Below are 15503 nucleotides of genomic sequence, written 5' to 3'. Positions count from 1 at the left end.
GCTGCTGCCGGTGCCGCGGCTGCCGTGCGGGTTACGGACGGGGTTACCGCCCGGCCGGATGCTGGGGGCGGCCGGTGAACCGCCTGGCGTCGGTCAGGTGCCCGGCGAGCCGCTCCTGGAGCCGTACGGTGGCCTCGTCCAGCGCCGTTCTGGTCCGGCGCCCGGAGCCGTCCCCCACGGTGAACGGGTCACCGAAGACCACATCGACCCGGCTGCGCAGCGGCGGCAGCGCCCGTATCATCCGGCCCGGACGCTCCGTGCTCCCGAGCACCGCGACCGGGACGACGGGCGCACCGGAGCGCAGCGCGAAGTAGGCCAGCCCGCCGCGCAGCGCCGCGAAGTCGCCCTCGCCCCGGGTGCCCTCCGGGAAGATGCCCAGCACCCCGCCCTGCTCCAGCACGGCCAGCGCGCTGGTGACGGCGGTACGGTCGGCGGCGCTGCGGTCGACCTTGAGCTGGCCGATGCCGCGCAGGAACGGGTCGAGCGGGCCGATGAACGCCTCCTTCTTGATCAGGAAGTGCACCGGCCGGGGCGCCGTGCCCATCAGCATGGGTCCGTCGATGTTGTGCGCATGGTTGACCGCCAGGATCACCGGCCCCGTCGGCGGCACCCGCCAGGCGCCCAGCACCCGGGGCCGCCACAGCGAGTACATCAGCCCGATGCCGATCCGGCGGCCGACGGCGGCGCCCCGCTCACTCGCAGCGGCGTCGGTTCCGGTCACCTGGCTGCCTTCTCCATGTCCGCTGCGTTCTCCGCGGTGCCCGCCTTGTCCGCCGCGGCCTTCTCGACCAGGGTGACGACGCACTCGACGACCTGCTCCAGGGTCAGCTCGGTGGTGTCCACCTCGACCGCGTCGTCGGCCTTCTTCAGCGGGGAGGTCTTGCGGCTGGAGTCCGCCTTGTCCCGGGCGGCCAGTGCCTGCTGGGTGGCGGCCAGGTCGCTGACGGGCTTGCCGTCGGTGGCCTTCAGCTCCCCGTTGCGGCGGGCGGCCCGGGCCTCGGGCGAGGCGGTGAGGAAAACCTTCAGGTCGGCGTCGGGCAGCACGGTGGTGCCGATGTCACGGCCCTCGACGACGATGCCGCGTGCCTCGGCCGCGATGGTCCGCTGCAGGTCGGTGATCCGCTCCCGGACCTGAGGCACCGCGCTGACCGCGCTGACCGCCGCGGTGACCTCCGGGGTACGGATCGGGCCCGAGGCGTCCACGCCGTCGGCGGAGATCGCCGGGGCCAGCGGGTCGGTGCCGGAGACGATGCTGGGCTTGCCCGCGGCCGCCGCGATGGCGTCCGGGTCGGCCACGTCGACGCCGTTGTTCAGCATCCACCAGGTGATCGCCCGGTACTGCGCGCCGGTGTCGAGGTAGCTCAGCCCCAGCTGGGCCGCGACGGCCTTGGAGGTGCTCGACTTGCCCGTGCCGGAGGGGCCGTCGATGGCGACGATCACTGAAGACGCTGCCGGGGTTGCAGACACGGTTGTGGGCACCTTTCGTGGGGCTGAGGCTCTCGGCGCGCGGCGGCGCACGGGGACGGACGGGACGGCCGGGTCCCCGCACAAGGCTACCGGCTGCCACGGACACGCCAGGCCGCGCGTCCGGGCCGGGGCCCTTCCCTCCAGCGTGCCGCGCACCAGGGTGTCACGGTGCGCTTTGCGTCCCGCCCGGCCCGTCTGCGGTCACTGCCGCAGGGACCAGCCGCGCTCCCGCAGCACCTGCTCCAGCACCGGCACGGCGCCCGGCTCCACCATGAGCTGCATATGTCCGGCCTGCTGCCCGGTCGCGTGCTCGATCCGGACGTCCTCGATGTTGACGCCCACCGAGCCCGCGTCGGCGAAGATCCGGGCCAGCTGGCCCGGACGGTCGCTGATCAGCACCGTCACCGTCTCGTAGACGGCCGGTGCCTGACCGTGCTTGCCCGGGACCCGGGCCCGCCCCGCGTTGCCGCGGCGCAGCAGCGCCTCGACGCCCGCAGCGCCGCCGGCCCGCTTGGCCTCGTCCGCCGAGTCCAGCTCGCGCAGCGCCCGCACCGCCGTCTCCAGATCGCCGGCCACCTCCGCGAGGATGTCGGCGACAGGGCCCGGGTTGGCGGACAGGATGTCCACCCACATTTCCGGGTCGGAGCCCGCGATCCGGGTCACGTCCCGGATGCCCTGGCCACACAGCCGTACGTCCGTCTCGGCGGCCTCCTCCAGCCGCGCGGCCACCAGGGTGGAGAGCAGCTGCGGGGTGTGCGAGACCAGCGCCACGGCCCGGTCGTGCGCGTCCGCGTCCATCACCACCGGCACGGCCCCGCACAGCGCGATCAGCTCCAGTGCGAGGTTGAGCACCTCCGTGTCGGTGCCCCTGGTGGTGTCGGTGCCCTGCGTGGGGGTGAGCACCCAGGGCCGTCCCTCGAACAGGTCGGCCGTCGCGGCGAGCGGGCCCGACTGCTCACGGCCCGACATCGGGTGACTGCCCAGGTACGTCGTCAGATCGCCGCCCCGCTCGATCAGCTCCCGGCGCGGGCCGCCCTTGACGCTGCCCACGTCGATGACCCCGCGCGCCAGTCCCCGGCGCTGCACGTCGGCCACGGTCGCCGCCAGGTGTGCGGGCGGTACGGCCACGATCGCCAGGTCCACGGGCGAGCCCGGCGCGGGCTCCCCCTCCGTGCCGGCGCCCAGCGCGGCGGCCGTACGGACCCGCTCCGGGTCACGGTCGCTGAGGTGCACCTTCACTCCCCGCGCGGAGAGGGCCAGCGCGGCCGAGGTGCCGATGAGTCCCGTGCCGAGCACGAGGGCGGTGCGCATGGCTGAGCGACGTCCTTACCTGGCTGCTGCGCCTACTGGGCGATGTCCTTGCGGAGCGCTGCGGCTGCGCCCAGATAGACGTGGTTGATGCCGGACCTGGGCAGCTCGGTCTCCGTGTGAGCCAGGATACGGACCACCCGGGGCATCGCACCCGCGACCTCGAGCTCCTGCGCACAGATGAGGGGCACATCCACGATGCCCAGCTTGCGGGCCGCGGCGGCCGGGAAGTCGCTGTGCAGGTCCGGGGTGGCCGTGAACCAGATGCTGATCAGGTCCTCGGTGGAGAGGTTGTTGCGCTCCAGCACCGTGGTCAGCAGCCGGCCGACCCGCTCGTTCATGTGCTCCGCTTCGTCCCGGTCCAGCTGTACCGCGCCGCGCACCGCACGTACCGCACGCACTGCTCGCTCCGCCACCGCCGCTCCTCACCGTCGCCCGTGTCCGGCGGTCAGGGTAGGTACGGGCACGCGCGGATGTCCGGGCCGACCGCCCAGTGAGACGGTACAAGTGAAGACATGCTCTTCCACGTGGTCCCGCTCGACGACTGGTTGCTCGCCCCGGACCGCCCGTACGCGCCGCGTGCGCTGGCCGAGGACGGGTTCATTCCGTGTACGGCCGACGAGGGGTTGGCGCTTGCCGTCGCCGACTCGCATTTCCGGGATGCGGTCGGTCCTGTGATGGCCCTCATGATCGACGAGCGTCGGTTGGACGCTCGCGTCTGCTGGGAGCCTGCGCCGCGGATCCATGGGCGGGTCAACCGGTCGGCTGTGGCCGGCATGTTGGAGGTTCGCCGCGACGCCGAAGGGCGAGCTCGGGAGCTCGCCCTGTGGTCGTGAGGGCTCCGGCCGGCCCTCGGCCCTACAGGCCGACCTCCTTCATCAGCATGCCGACCTCCGTATTGGTGAGCCGGCGGAGCCATCCGGACTTCTGGTCACCCAGTGCGATGGGCCCGAAGCGGGTGCGGACCAGCTTTTCCACGGGGAAACCGGCCTCGGCCAACATGCGCCGCACAATGTGCTTGCGGCCCTCATGCAGCGAGACTTCCACGAGGTAGTTCTTCCCGGTGTTCTCGACGACCTTGAAGTGGTCGGCCCGCGCATAGCCGTCGTCCAGCCGGATACCGGCCTTCAGCTGCTTGCCGAGGTCCCGGGGCAGCGGCCCCTGAATGGCGGCGAGATAGGTCTTGGTGACGCCGTAGCGGGGGTGGGTGAGGCGATGGGCCAGCTCACCGTGGTTGGTGAGCAGGATGAGCCCCTCGGTCTCGGTGTCCAGACGGCCCACGTGGAAGAGCCGGGTCTCCCGGTTCTGGACGTAGTCGCCCAGGCACTGGCGACCGTCGGGATCCTCCATGGAGGCGACGACTCCGGCGGGCTTGTTGAGGGCGAAAAAGAGGTACGACTGGGTCGCGATGGTCAGTCCGTCGACCTTGATCTCGTCCTTTTCGGGGTCGACGCGCAGCCCCTGCTCGCGGACGATCTCGCCATTGACCTCGACCCTGGCCTGCTCGACCAGTTCCTCGCAGGCGCGCCGTGAGCCCATGCCCGCGCGGGCCAGCACCTTCTGGAGGCGCTCGCCCTCCTGCTCGCCGAAGGTCTTGGGCAGCTTGACCGGGGGCTTGCTGTGCCGGGCCCGGTTGCGCTCTTCGATCTTCGCCTCGTACTCGCGGGGGCGCGCGGGCGCCGAGGCTTTACGGTCGCGGGCCTTGGGGGCGCCGCTCTTGGTCACGTCCTTGCGGACGTTGCTCTTGGCGCCGCCGGGCTGACCGCCCGAGCCCTTCGGGGCTCCGGGCCGGCCGCCGCCCGCCTTGGGCCCGCCCGCCTTGGGGCCGGCGGGCTTACCGCCGGCGGGCTTGGCGCCGCCAGGCTTACCGCCACCAGGTTTGGCGCCGCCCTGGGTGTAGCGGCGCTCCTCGGGGCGGAGCGGCCGGGCGTCGGAGGACTGCTGCCGCCCTCGCTGCCCGCCCTGGCCCCGCTGGCCTCGGGGGGCGCCCTGGCCGCGCTGGCCGCCTTGCCCGCGCTGGCCCCCCTGGCCGGCTCGGCCCGCGCCGCCCTGCTTGCCGCCTCGGTTTCCGCCGGTGTTCCTGCCGCTGCTTCGCATCAATGTTCCGTCTGGGAGTCGGGGGAAGGATCGTCTACGTCGAACGACGGCATACCTTCCTGGGTCTCCCCCTCAACGGCCTCCGCTTCCGGAAGGAAGGGCGCCAGCTCCGGAAGCTCGTCCAGGCCGCGCAGGCCCATCCGCTCCAGAAAGTAATGCGTCGTCCTGTAAAGGATCGCACCTGTTTCGGGTTCCGTGCCCGCCTCCTCCACCAGACCCCGCTGGAGCAGGGTGCGCATCACGCCGTCGCAGTTCACGCCGCGTACGGCCGAGACCCGTGAGCGGCTGACCGGCTGCCGGTAGGCGACGACGGCGAGGGTCTCCAGCGCCGCCTGGGTCAGCCGGGCCTGCTGCCCGTCCAGTACGAAGCGCTCGACCGCGTCCGCGTAGTCACCGCGCGTGTAGAAGCGCCAACCCCCTGCGACCAGTCGTAGCTCGAAGCCGCGGCCCTGGGTGGTGTATTCGTCGGCCAGTTCACGCAGCGCGTCGGAGACCTCGCGTGGGCGCCGTTCGAGCACCTTGGCCAGGTGCTCGGGGGTGGCGGGCTCGTCGACGACCATCAGGACGGCCTCCAGCGCGGGCTTCAGCGGCAGCTGGGCGACCTCGGAGGCTCCGGCGGGGTCCGGGGACGCCTGGTCCGTCTCGGCTGCGGCTTCCTGCACCTCGTAGCTCTCGGGTGCCTCGTCGGGCCTGGTGATCTCAGTCATCCTTGCGCTCCCCTGGCTCCTGGTCGAACTCGTCGGTCACCAGCGGTTCGGTGTCCGCCGTGCCGTGCCATCTGACGAGGAGCGCGCCCAGCGCCTCGTCCTGCTCCAGCGCGACGGCCCGCTCGCGGTAGAGCTCCAGCAGCGCGAGGAAGCGGGCGACGACCGTGAGGGTGTCGGGCGCGTCCTCGGTGAGCTCCTGGAAGCTGGCCTCGCCCCGCTCCCGCAGCCGCGCCACGACCACTTCGGCCTGTTCGCGGACGCTGACCAGCGGGGCGTGGATGTGCTCGACGTAGACCTGTGGTTTGGGCTTGGGCCGCATCGCCTTGACGGCCAACTTGGCGAAGCCCTCCGGACCCACGCTGAGCGCCACTTCGGGCAGCAGCTCGGCGTGCTGCTCCTCCAGGCCCACGGTACGGGGGAAGCGTCGGGCCTCCTCCTCCAGCCGGGCCGCGAAGATGTTCGCGATCTGCTTGTAAGCGCGGTACTGGAGCAGCCGCGCGAAGAGCAGGTCCCGGGCCTCCAGCAGCGCCAGGTCCGCCTCGTCCTCCACCTCGGCCTGCGGCAGCAGCCGCGCCGCCTTCAGGTCGAGCAGCGTGGCGGCGACGACGAGGAACTCGGTGGTCTGGTCGAGGTCCCACTCCGGGCCCATGGCACGGATGTGGGCCATGAACTCGTCGGTGACCTTGGAGAGCGCGACTTCGGTGACGTCCAGCTTGTGCTTGGAGATCAGCTGGAGCAACAGGTCGAAGGGGCCCTCGAAGTTGTCGAGGACGACCCGGAAACGGCCGTCGTCGGCCTCCTGCGCGGCCTCTTCGCCGCCTTCTTGGGCGCTGTGCTGCTCGGGCTCGGCCTCGGCCGGCTTGTCCGGTGCGCCCTCGAAGACCGCGTCCGGCGCCGGTTGCGGCTCGGCAACAGGCTGTTCCGGTACGGGCACCGACGCGACCGGCGATGGTGGCGACGGGGCCTGTTCCGCCTCCGGTACGGGCGCCGACTCCGACTCGTACGCCGCTCCGGGCCCCCGCCCCAGCGGTCGGCGGGAGCCCCGGCTGCGGAGTGCGTCGTCAGGAGTGGGCATCGCAGGCAGCGTACTGGCAAGCAGGTCAGCGCCCGCGCAACCGCCGTACGAGAATGCTCGCGTCTCCCCGTGATTCGAGATCGGCCAGCACCACGGCCACGGCCTCGCGCACGATCCGCCCGCGGTCGACGGCGAGTCCGTGCTCACCGCGCAGCACCAGCCGGGCATGTTCGAGGTCCATCAGTTCCTCGGCCGAGACATAGACCGTGATCTTCTCGTCGTGCCGTTCGCGCCCGCTGGGACGGCGGGCCGCCCGGCCGCGGCGGCCCTGCGAAGCGGCAGCGGACGCTGACGCGGCGGACGTCGCGGCCGAAGAGCCGGTCGACTGACGGCTCTTGGCGGCGCTGCCGCGCCGGCCGGTCCGCTCGGCCGGTGCGGGAACCGCCTGTTGGGGTGGCGCGGGGGTGCGCTGCTCGTCCGTCTTGGCTCCGGCGCGCGTCCCGCGGGCCGTACGACGGCCGCCGTTGACCGCCTCGCTGCCGAACTCGCCGAGCTCGGCAGCGGCCGCCTGGTCGGCGGTGTCGGCCTGTGGGTCGGGTTCGGAGGCGGGCGCGGGCACCTTGGGTCCGGGGGACGGCGAGGCGCCCGGCGGCGGGCCCGCCGCGGGCTGGGCCGACGGCGGCTCCCCGTTCGCCTGGCCGACCTGTGCGGACGGCTCCTGCTGCGGTGCCGAGGGCTGTACGGCGGCACCGCCGGTCGTACGGAACAATTCGTCGGCTGCCGGGAGACTCACTCGGCGTGGCACCGGGCGAGCACCTCCCTGGCGAGCTGGCGATAGGCGGCGGCACCCACGGAGTTGGAGGCGTACGTCGTGATCGGCTCGCCCGCGACGGTGGTCTCGGGGAAGCGGACGGTGCGTCCGATGACGGTGTGGTAGACGTTGTCGTCGAACGCCTCCACGACGCGGGCGAGCACTTCACGGCTGTGCACGGTCCGCGAGTCGTACATCGTCGCCAGGATGCCGTCGAGCTCCAGCTGCGGGTTGAGCCGTTCCTGGACCTTCTCGATCGTCTCGGTCAGCAGCGCGACACCGCGCAGCGCGAAGAACTCGCACTCCAGCGGAACGATCACCTTGTGCGCCGCGGTGAGCGCATTGACGGTGAGCAGTCCCAGCGAGGGCTGGCAGTCGATGACGATGAAGTCGTAGTCGTTGAGCAGCGGGCCCAGCGCGCGCTGAAGTGTCGACTCGCGGGCCACCTCGCTGACGAGCTGCACCTCGGCTGCCGACAGATCGATATTGCTGGGCAGCAGATCCATCCCGGCCACCGCGGTCTTCAGCAGCACCTCGTCGGGTGCCAGTCCGCGCTCCATCAGGAGGTTGTAGACCGTCAGGTCCAGCTCCATCGGGTTGACGCCGAGGCCGACCGAGAGGGCGCCCTGCGGATCGAAGTCGACGAGCAGTACGCGCCGTCCGTACTCCGCGAGTGCCGCGCCCAGGTTGATGGTCGAGGTCGTCTTGCCGACCCCGCCCTTCTGGTTGCACATCGCGATGATCTTGGCCGGGCCGTGCTCGTTCACCGGGCCGGGGATCGGGAAGTACGGCAGCGGGCGCCCGGTCGGGCCGATCCGCTCACGGCGCTGGCGCGCGGCGTCGGGCGCGAGCGTGGCCGCGTACTCCGGATCGGGTTCGTACTCCGCGTCCGGGTCGTAGAAGTGACCCTCTGGCAGTTCGCCGTAGGTGGGGTCGTATTGCGGGTCACTGTAGTCGGCGAAACGCTCGGCGGACTGACCGTTCGTAGCGTCGCCGGCCGTGGCGTTCACGTGTTGGCCGTCCGTGCTCTGGTTGGCTGTCATGGTGGGCGTCGGGTTCTGGTGGGCTGCGAAGGTGCGGACAGCGACGGAGCCGACACCCTCGGGTCCTGTGGGACCTGAGGACCCCTGGCCTCGTACAGGCGCTCCTGGTTGACCACCCCCGGGAGAAAATGTCGACTCGTTCACAAGTCGTCGTACCTCCTTGGTGACCAGGAAATTTCTCAACAGGTCAGCGTGACACCATGCCGACGGTTGGCGACTCTATGGCGTGTCGGCGGTCCGCAGCAACACAATCCGCCTCAGACGGCCCGATGTGTCGGTATGCGGGCCCCCTGATGTCAAGAGGCTCCCGAGTGACGTCCGGGCAGTTTCCCGGGTGGACAAAAAGGTTGGACAGTTACGTTAAGGGCAAGTTGGGTCGCCGTCCCGCGGACACGACGACGTCACCGTCCGGACCTTCCCTCCAAGGTCCGGACGGTGACGTGATGTTGCTGACGTTGACGCCGGGCGTTGACCCCGGCCGCGGGCTCTGTCCCAGCCCGCACATCAGCTCGCCGGTGGGTTCCGGGCTCAGCCCAGCAGCGTCGTGATGTCCCGCACCGGCAGGTCGTGCGCTTCGCCGACGGGGCCGTAAGTGACCTCCCCGTCATGGGCGTTGAGGCCCTTGGCCAGCGCGGGGTCGCGGCGCAGCGCCTCGCGCCAGCCGCGGTTGGCCAGCTCCACGATGTAGGGCAGCGTCGCGTTGGTCAGCGCGTGCGTGGAGGTGTTGGGCACGGCGCCGGGCATGTTGGCGACGCAGTAGAAGACCGAGTCGTGGACGCGGAAGGTCGGTTCGGCGTGGGTGGTCGGCCGCGAGTCCTCGAAGCAGCCGCCCTGGTCGATCGCGATGTCGACAAGAACACTTCCCGGCTTCATCCGGGAGACCAGCTCGTTGCTGATCAGCTTCGGGGCCTTGGCGCCCGGGATGAGGACGGCGCCGACGACCAGGTCCGCCTCCAGCACCGCACGCTCCAGCTCGAAGGCGTTGGAGGTGATGGTGCGCACCCGGTTGCCGAAGATCTTGTCGGCCTCGCGGAGCTTGTTGACGTCCTTGTCGAGCAGCGTGACGTGGAAGCCGAGGCCGACGGCGATCTGGGTGGCGTTCCAGCCGGAGACACCGCCGCCGATGACGACCGCGCGGCCCGGGTTCACGCCGGGCACACCGCCGGGCAGCACGCCGCGGCCACCCGCGGAGGCCATCAGGTGGTAGGCACCGACCTGCGGGGCGATCCGGCCCGCGACCTCGGACATCGGCGCGAGCAGCGGCAGCGTCCGGTTGGCCGGCTCGACGGTCTCGTAGGCGATGGCCGTGGTGCCCGACTCCAGCAGCGCGTCGGTGCACTCGCGGGAGGCGGCGAGGTGGAGATAGGTGAAGAGTGTCTGGTCCTTGCGGAGCCTGTGGTACTCCTCGGCCACCGGCTCCTTGACCTTCAGCAGCAGGTCAGCGGTGGCCCACACCTCGTCCGCCGTGCCCAGGATGGTGGCACCGGCACCGGTGTATTCGGCGTCCGGGATGGAGGAGCCGACTCCGGCGTCCTTCTCCACGAACACCTCGTGACCGTTCCGCACCAGCTCGTTCACCCCGGCCGGGGTGATGGCGACACGGAACTCGTTGTTCTTGACCTCGCGGGGGATACCGACCTTCACGTCGATCACGGTCCTTCACTCAGGGTGCAGAAGGCAGAGAAAGCCGGGTCGCGCATGCTCGAACACACCGGGGGGACCGCGGCTCGACCAGTCTAATGAAGGAAGCTGAGCTGTCCAGCCTTACAAAGGGTCGATCTTTTCCGAGATTGCTATTCGTTTCGCAGGCTGCAGGTGGTGCGGCGCGACAAAGCCCCTGCCAGCACCGCAGATGAGGCTCCGGACAGTCGCTCAGTGGCCCTCGTCACTGCCCGCCGGGTACCCAAGAACCGGTTCCGCTTCCTCCCGGCGTCCCGGCCCGGGGTCCGCCGTGGCGGCACGCGCCGACGAGCCCCGCAGACGCGCGGCTGCCGCACGGTGCCGCTGGGCCGCACGCAGGTCGCCCACCCGCGCACAGGCGTCCGCCGCCCGCAGCTCCAGCGCCGTCTCCAGCCCCACGTCCTCCGCTCCCCTGGAGACCTCCAGCGCCTGCCCCCAGGTACGCAGCGCGTCCTGCGGCCACCCGGCGCGCTCCTGCACCTGGGCGGCCTCCGCCAGCGCCCGCGCCTGGGCGCCGGGTTCCCGGAGCCTGCGGAAGACCGCCGCCGCGGCCCGCCAGGACCGCAGCGCCTCCTCCCAGCGCTCCGCCTGTGCGTGAACGGTGCCGATCCGGCCGTGCAGCCGTGCCGTGGCCTCCCGGTCGGCCCGCTCGTCCCGGGCCAGCCGCAGCGCGAGCGCCCTGCCGTACCAGTCGGCGGCCCGGTCGCAGTCGTCCAGTTCCGCATAGCTGTCGCCCAGCGACTCCAGGGCCCGGCCCGCCGCCCGCTCGTCGTTGCCCTGACGGGCCGCGTCCAGCGCCGTGCGGTAGCGGACGAGGGCTCCCTCGAACCGGTCCGTCCGGGCGTCCAGATCCCCGAGGTTGAGCAGCGCCGCGGCACGCTCCCGGTGCATACGGTTACGCTCGGCGACCCGCAGCACCAGCTCGTGCAGCCGGTAGAGCTCGGGCGCCGCCTCCTCGGGATCGCGGTGCGCGTCGAAGGCCCGGGCCAGCGCGGAGACCAGCCGGCGGGCGAGCGTGTCGAGCTCCCCCTCCCCCTCCGCGACGGCCATCCGGGCCGCCGACAGCAGCGCGGGCCGCCGTGCCTCCAGCCAGGCCCGCGCCTCCAGCGGGTGCAGGAAGCGCAGCGCCCGCGGCATTCCCGCCAGCTCCTTGCGCGCCTCGGACCCCGCCGGTTCGCACACCGCGCGGCACGCCTGGAGCTGACGTACCAGCCGCTCCAGCATCCGCGCCCGGGCCAGCAGCACCTCGCCCGGACGCTCGTGCGCCGCCAATTCCGTGCGCAGCAGCGGATCCAGGCAGCCCGGCACCTGATAGCGATCACTGCTGCCACCGCCGTCGCCGCCTTCATCGCCTTCACCGTCGAGCGGACGCAGCAGACCGAGCCGTACGTACGCGTCCAGGGCCGCGTGCGCGGTACTCACCGAGCAGCCGCCGAGCGCCGAGGCCAGCTGCGGGTCGACGACGCCGGCCGGCGCGAGGGAGAGCAGCCGCAGCAGGCGCGCGTGCGGGCGGGTCAGCGAATCGTGAACGAGCCGGAAGGCCCGCGCGAGGGGTGCGGAGGACGAATGAGATGCGGGCTGCGCCGGGGCTCGCGGCGCCGGGGGCCGGGGTGCCGAGGGCTGAGCTGCCTCCTCGCCGTCCGGGGCGACCTGTTCGCTCCCGGCCAGCCTCGTGGCGGCGTCGAGCACCGAGAGCTTGGGGTGTGCGCCGAGCCAGCCGCCCATCAGGGTGAGCGCCGCGGGGAGATCGCCGCACAGCTCGGCCAACGCCTCGGCGCTGCGCGGATCCACGGTGATGCGGGGCGCGGAGCCTGCGTACCGGGCCAGCAGAGCGACGGCCGCGGCCCGGTCGAGACCGCCCAGAGTGCAGGGGCGCACATCCGGCACATCGGTGAGCGGTCCGGAGGAGACGGCGACCACGAGACAGTCCCGGCTCTCCGGCGCCAGGTCGAGCACCTGGTCGGAGTCGGCCACGTCGTCGAGCAGCAGGATGACGCGGCCACGGCGGACGAGAGCGGCGCGCAGCGTCTCGGTGACGACGGATTCGTCGGCGCCGGGCGGCGGTGTGCCAGGAGCCGTCGCCACGGACGCCCTGGTTTCCCCGGCTGTCCTGGTTGTCCCGGTTGTCCCGTCCTGCGGGGCGAGGGCCGCCAGCAGGTCGCGCGCGGTGCGTTCGGCGGGGACCCGGGTGCCGCCGGGATCGGTGAGACGGGCCCGCAGCACCCCGCCCGGGTAGCGGTCGGCGATCCGGCGGACGAACTCTTCGGCCAGAGCGGTACGGCCGGAGCCGGGCGCCCCGGCGATCAGCAGCACCCGGCTCTGCGGGAGGGGGCGGCCGGAGATGGTGTGCAGCCCCGCGCGTTCGATGTCCTCGTGCAGGGCGCGGAGTTCGCGGTCGCGGCCTGTGAAGGGGTGGGGTCCCGTGAAAGGGCGCGGGGCCGGCCCCGCCGTCGTGGGCTGCACCGCCTGATCTGTCACGGGCTACGCTCCCGTTCGCTGTTCACCTGGTGTGTGCGCGGAGGAATGGTTGCGAGCGTAGTTCACCGCGTAGGGGGGACAGCCGCCATTGGTTGCCGCGCCCGTCCCGAAAATCACCACATCGGCTCAGGTGACCGTCCCCGTCCACCCGCCCTCTTCACAGGGACAGGCGGACGGGGTGGTGGGCTGCCGTTACATCGGGTCGAACGGCCGCGCGGGCCATGGCGCTTGGGCGGGCCGCAGAGCGCCCAGCCCGCCACCGCTCGACAGCGCGGCGCTCAGCGCCAGGGCCCCCACCACGAGGCAGTTGTTGTGCAGCTCCCCGGCCAGCGCGCCCCGCACCAGCTCCTCCAGCGGCACCCGGGCCAGCTCCATCTCGGACTCTTCCTCGGCGACCTCGAAGCGCTCGCCCTCGATCTCGGAGAGCTGGCGGGCCAGGAAGATCCGTACGGCCTCCTCGCTGCCGCCGGGGGTGGTGTAGACGTCGACGAGTACCCGCCAGTCCTCGGCCTTGACGTGGGCTTCCTCGTACAGCTCCCGCACGGCCGCCGCCAGCGGGTTCTCGCCGGGCACGTCCAGCAGCCCGGCCGGGATCTCCCACAGCTTCTCGCGGACCGGGTGCCGGTACTGGCTGAGGACCAGGACGTGGTCCTGGTCGTCGAGGGCCAGGATGGCGACGGACCCGGGGTGGGTCTGGTAGTCGCGGCTGACGACGGAGCCGTCGGGCATGACGACCTGGTCGGTACGGACCCCGGTCTTGTTGCCCCGGAAGGGCTCGGAGGTCGCGGTGACCTCCCACTCCTCGGGGGTGTCGGCAATGCGGCTGGCCATGGTGCTCACTCCCCCTGCCGGCGCTCGACGGCGGCCTTGACCAGGCCGGCGAAGAGCGGGTGCGGGCGGGTCGGGCGGGAGCGCAGCTCGGGGTGGGCCTGGGTGGCGACCAGATAGGGGTGGACGTCCCGCGGGTATTCGACGTACTCGACGAGCTTGTTGTCGGGCGAGGTGCCGGAGAAGACCAGACCGGCCTTCTTCTCCAGCTCGGTGCGGTAGTGGTTGTTGACCTCGTACCGGTGGCGGTGGCGCTCCTCGACGTAGGGCTCGCCGCCGTAGGTCTCGCGCACGATGGAGCCCTCGGCGAGCTTGGCCGGGTACATGCCCAGCCGCATGGTGCCGCCCATGTCGCCCTCACCGGCGACGATGTCGAGCTGCTCCTCCATGGTGGAGATGACCGGGTGCGCGGTGCTCTGGTCGAACTCGGTGGAGTTCGCGTCCTTGATGCCCGCCAGGTTGCGGGCGCCCTCGATGACGATGCACTGCAGGCCCAGACAGAGGCCGAGCAGCGGGACGCGGTTCTCGCGGGCGTAGGTGATGGCACCGACCTTGCCGTCCACGCCGCGTTCGCCGAAGCCGCCGGGGATGCAGATGGCGTCGCAGTCACCGAGCCGGCGCTTGGCGCCCTCCGGGGTGCGGCAGTCGTCGGAGGTGACCCACTTGATCTTGACGCGGGCCTTGTTGGCGAAGCCGCCTGCGCGCAGTGCCTCGGTGACCGACAGATAGGCGTCGGGCAGGTCGATGTACTTGCCGACCAGCGCGACCGTCACCTCGTGGTCCGGCTGGTGGACGCGGCGCAGCAGGTCGTCCCACTGGGTCCAGTCCACGTCGCGGAAGGGCAGGTCCAGCTTGCGGACGACATAGGCGTCCAGGCCCTCGGAGTGCAGGACCTTGGGGATGTCGTAGATGGAGCGGGCGTCCTTGCAGGCGACCACGGCGGCGTCGTCCACGTCGCACATCAGCCCGATCTTCCGCTTGATGGAGATCGGCACGTCGCGGTCGGCACGCAGCACGATGGCGTCCGGCTGGATACCGATGTTGCGCAGCGCGGCGACGGAGTGCTGGGTGGGCTTGGTCTTCAGTTCGCCGGAGGGGCCGATGTAGGGCAGCAGCGAGATGTGCACGACGAAGACGTTGTCGCGACCGACCTCGTGCCGCACCTGGCGGACGGCCTCCAGGAAGGGCAGCGACTCGATGTCCCCGACGGTGCCGCCGACCTCGGTGATGACGACGTCCACATCGTCGGTGGCCATCCGGCGGATGCGGTGCTTGATCTCGTTGGTGATGTGCGGGATGACCTGCACGGTGTCGCCCAGGTACTCGCCGCGCCGCTCCTTGGCGATGACCGTGGAGTAGACCTGCCCTGTGGTGACGTTGGCGCTGCCGTCGAGGTCGACGTCGAGGAAGCGCTCGTAGTGGCCGATGTCCAGGTCGGTCTCGGCGCCGTCGTTGGTGACGAACACCTCACCGTGCTGGAAGGGGTTCATCGTGCCCGGGTCGACGTTCAGATAGGGGTCGAGCTTCTGCATGGTGACCCGCAGGCCGCGCGCCTTCAGGAGCGCGCCCAGGCTGGAGGCGGTGAGCCCCTTGCCGAGCGAGGAGGCGACACCCCCGGTGACGAAGAGGTGCTTGGTCGTCATGGACGTAGGCGGCATGGCCAAGAGGGGGCTCCCGTGGTCGCTTGGTGGGGTGCGGAGGCTGCATCCTGGGTCGGGTGTCCGAGGTGGCCTCGCTGCGGTTCGGGGGGCTGTCGTCTCGAACAGATCGCGTTCGCGTGCCCACCGCTCCACGGGCTACCAGCGTAACAGTGCCTCCGGAGCGGTGCGGCTGCCGAGGGCCCCTGCCGGGTCGGTGAGCGACTGGGCGCGTCCCAGCGTGAGGGAGGAGTCGCAGCAGGTAAGCGTCGGCAGAACGCAGCAGCGAAGGTCACCTCAACGGCGCAGCTGCGCCAAGCCGACCGTCGAGCGGAAGGGTTCACTGCGTCGTATCCTTCACGGACACTTGCCTGGGACAGCACGGACAATCGCCCTGGGACAGGCAGAAACACACAGGTCATCCAGCACGTC

The 15503-nt window shown here is 71.6% G+C and carries 14 protein-coding genes; 1 reads left to right on the top strand and 13 read right to left on the bottom strand.

Annotated elements, in window-relative coordinates; all coding sequences use genetic code 11:
• Window positions 1–43: 43 nt before the first annotated feature.
• The 4 genes from ACTWP9_RS18420 to aroH all read right to left on the bottom strand — a co-directional run bounded on the left by ACTWP9_RS18420 (window position 44) and on the right by aroH (window position 3191).
• Window positions 44–721 carry a lysophospholipid acyltransferase family protein gene (locus ACTWP9_RS18420; RefSeq protein ID WP_443247287.1) on the bottom strand — a complete coding sequence of 226 codons (678 nt, stop codon included), beginning with the start codon at window positions 719–721 and terminating at the stop codon, window positions 44–46.
• Window positions 718–1467, bottom strand: a complete 750-nt coding sequence (gene cmk, locus ACTWP9_RS18415) for a (d)CMP kinase (RefSeq protein ID WP_443247286.1) — start codon at window positions 1465–1467, stop codon at window positions 718–720. The genes ACTWP9_RS18420 and cmk overlap by 4 nt, the downstream gene beginning before the upstream one ends.
• A gap of 201 nt (window positions 1468–1668) precedes the next feature.
• Window positions 1669–2778, bottom strand: a complete 1110-nt coding sequence (locus tag ACTWP9_RS18410) for a prephenate dehydrogenase (RefSeq protein WP_443247285.1) — start codon at window positions 2776–2778, stop codon at window positions 1669–1671.
• 32 nt (window positions 2779–2810) lie between these two features.
• Window positions 2811–3191: a chorismate mutase gene (gene aroH / locus ACTWP9_RS18405; protein ID WP_443247284.1), complete on the bottom strand. Its 381-nt coding sequence runs from the start codon at window positions 3189–3191 to the stop codon at window positions 2811–2813.
• A gap of 99 nt (window positions 3192–3290) precedes the next feature.
• Between aroH and ACTWP9_RS18400 the strand changes: the two genes are divergently transcribed.
• Entirely contained in the window at window positions 3291–3611 is a 321-nt protein-coding gene (locus ACTWP9_RS18400; RefSeq protein WP_443247283.1) for a DUF952 domain-containing protein, read from the top strand.
• Between the two features lie 22 nt (window positions 3612–3633).
• On the opposite strand, the gene ACTWP9_RS18395 is transcribed toward ACTWP9_RS18400, so the two are convergent.
• From ACTWP9_RS18395 to ACTWP9_RS18355, 9 genes are all read right to left on the bottom strand, one after another.
• On the bottom strand, window positions 3634–4872 hold the full coding sequence (locus tag ACTWP9_RS18395; RefSeq protein WP_443247282.1) for a pseudouridine synthase: 1239 nt from the start codon (window positions 4870–4872) through the stop codon (window positions 3634–3636).
• Window positions 4872–5579 carry an SMC-Scp complex subunit ScpB gene (gene scpB / locus ACTWP9_RS18390; protein WP_443247281.1) on the bottom strand — a complete coding sequence of 236 codons (708 nt, stop codon included), beginning with the start codon at window positions 5577–5579 and terminating at the stop codon, window positions 4872–4874. The genes ACTWP9_RS18395 and scpB overlap by 1 nt, the downstream gene beginning before the upstream one ends.
• Complete coding sequence (locus tag ACTWP9_RS18385) at window positions 5572–6654, bottom strand: segregation/condensation protein A (RefSeq protein WP_443247280.1); 1083 nt, start codon at window positions 6652–6654, stop codon at window positions 5572–5574. Before ACTWP9_RS18385 ends, scpB begins: the two co-directional genes overlap by 8 nt.
• Before the next feature lie 25 nt (window positions 6655–6679).
• The gene (locus tag ACTWP9_RS18380) at window positions 6680–7387 is read right to left on the bottom strand and encodes a hypothetical protein (protein WP_443247487.1); all 708 of its coding nucleotides are present in this window, start codon (window positions 7385–7387) and stop codon (window positions 6680–6682) included.
• The gene (locus tag ACTWP9_RS18375; protein WP_443247279.1) at window positions 7384–8592 is read right to left on the bottom strand and encodes a ParA family protein; all 1209 of its coding nucleotides are present in this window, start codon (window positions 8590–8592) and stop codon (window positions 7384–7386) included. The genes ACTWP9_RS18380 and ACTWP9_RS18375 overlap by 4 nt, the downstream gene beginning before the upstream one ends.
• A gap of 384 nt (window positions 8593–8976) precedes the next feature.
• Window positions 8977–10092 (bottom strand): alanine dehydrogenase, encoded by a 1116-nt coding sequence (gene ald, locus ACTWP9_RS18370; RefSeq protein ID WP_443247486.1) that lies wholly within the window; start codon window positions 10090–10092, stop codon window positions 8977–8979.
• A gap of 228 nt (window positions 10093–10320) precedes the next feature.
• Entirely contained in the window at window positions 10321–12606 is a 2286-nt protein-coding gene (locus tag ACTWP9_RS18365) for a tetratricopeptide repeat protein (RefSeq protein WP_443247278.1), read from the bottom strand.
• Window positions 12607–12798: 192 nt separating this feature from the next.
• The gene (locus tag ACTWP9_RS18360; protein ID WP_443247277.1) at window positions 12799–13437 is read right to left on the bottom strand and encodes an NUDIX domain-containing protein; all 639 of its coding nucleotides are present in this window, start codon (window positions 13435–13437) and stop codon (window positions 12799–12801) included.
• 5 nt (window positions 13438–13442) lie between these two features.
• The gene (locus ACTWP9_RS18355) at window positions 13443–15092 is read right to left on the bottom strand and encodes a CTP synthase (protein WP_443247276.1); all 1650 of its coding nucleotides are present in this window, start codon (window positions 15090–15092) and stop codon (window positions 13443–13445) included.
• Window positions 15093–15503: the final 411 nt, after the last annotated feature.

The organism is Streptomyces sp. 3N207, assembly GCF_052246355.1.
Lineage (GTDB): Bacteria > Actinomycetota > Actinomycetes > Streptomycetales > Streptomycetaceae > Streptomyces.
The sequence above is the reverse complement of the archived record's forward strand: the minus strand, read 5'-3'. Positions and strand labels throughout refer to the sequence as shown.

Coding starts and splice junctions, on each gene's coding strand:
- ACTWP9_RS18355 (WP_443247276.1), bottom strand. CDS start 15,092: ATGCCGCCTACGTCCATGACGACCAAGCACCTCTTCGTCACCGGGGGT.
- ACTWP9_RS18395 (WP_443247282.1), bottom strand. CDS start 4,872: ATGCGAAGCAGCGGCAGGAACACCGGCGGAAACCGAGGCGGCAAGCAG.
- ACTWP9_RS18360 (WP_443247277.1), bottom strand. CDS start 13,437: ATGGCCAGCCGCATTGCCGACACCCCCGAGGAGTGGGAGGTCACCGCG.
- ACTWP9_RS18410 (WP_443247285.1), bottom strand. CDS start 2,778: ATGCGCACCGCCCTCGTGCTCGGCACGGGACTCATCGGCACCTCGGCC.
- ACTWP9_RS18385 (WP_443247280.1), bottom strand. CDS start 6,654: ATGCCCACTCCTGACGACGCACTCCGCAGCCGGGGCTCCCGCCGACCG.
- scpB (WP_443247281.1), bottom strand. CDS start 5,579: ATGACTGAGATCACCAGGCCCGACGAGGCACCCGAGAGCTACGAGGTG.
- ACTWP9_RS18400 (WP_443247283.1), top strand. CDS start 3,291: ATGCTCTTCCACGTGGTCCCGCTCGACGACTGGTTGCTCGCCCCGGAC.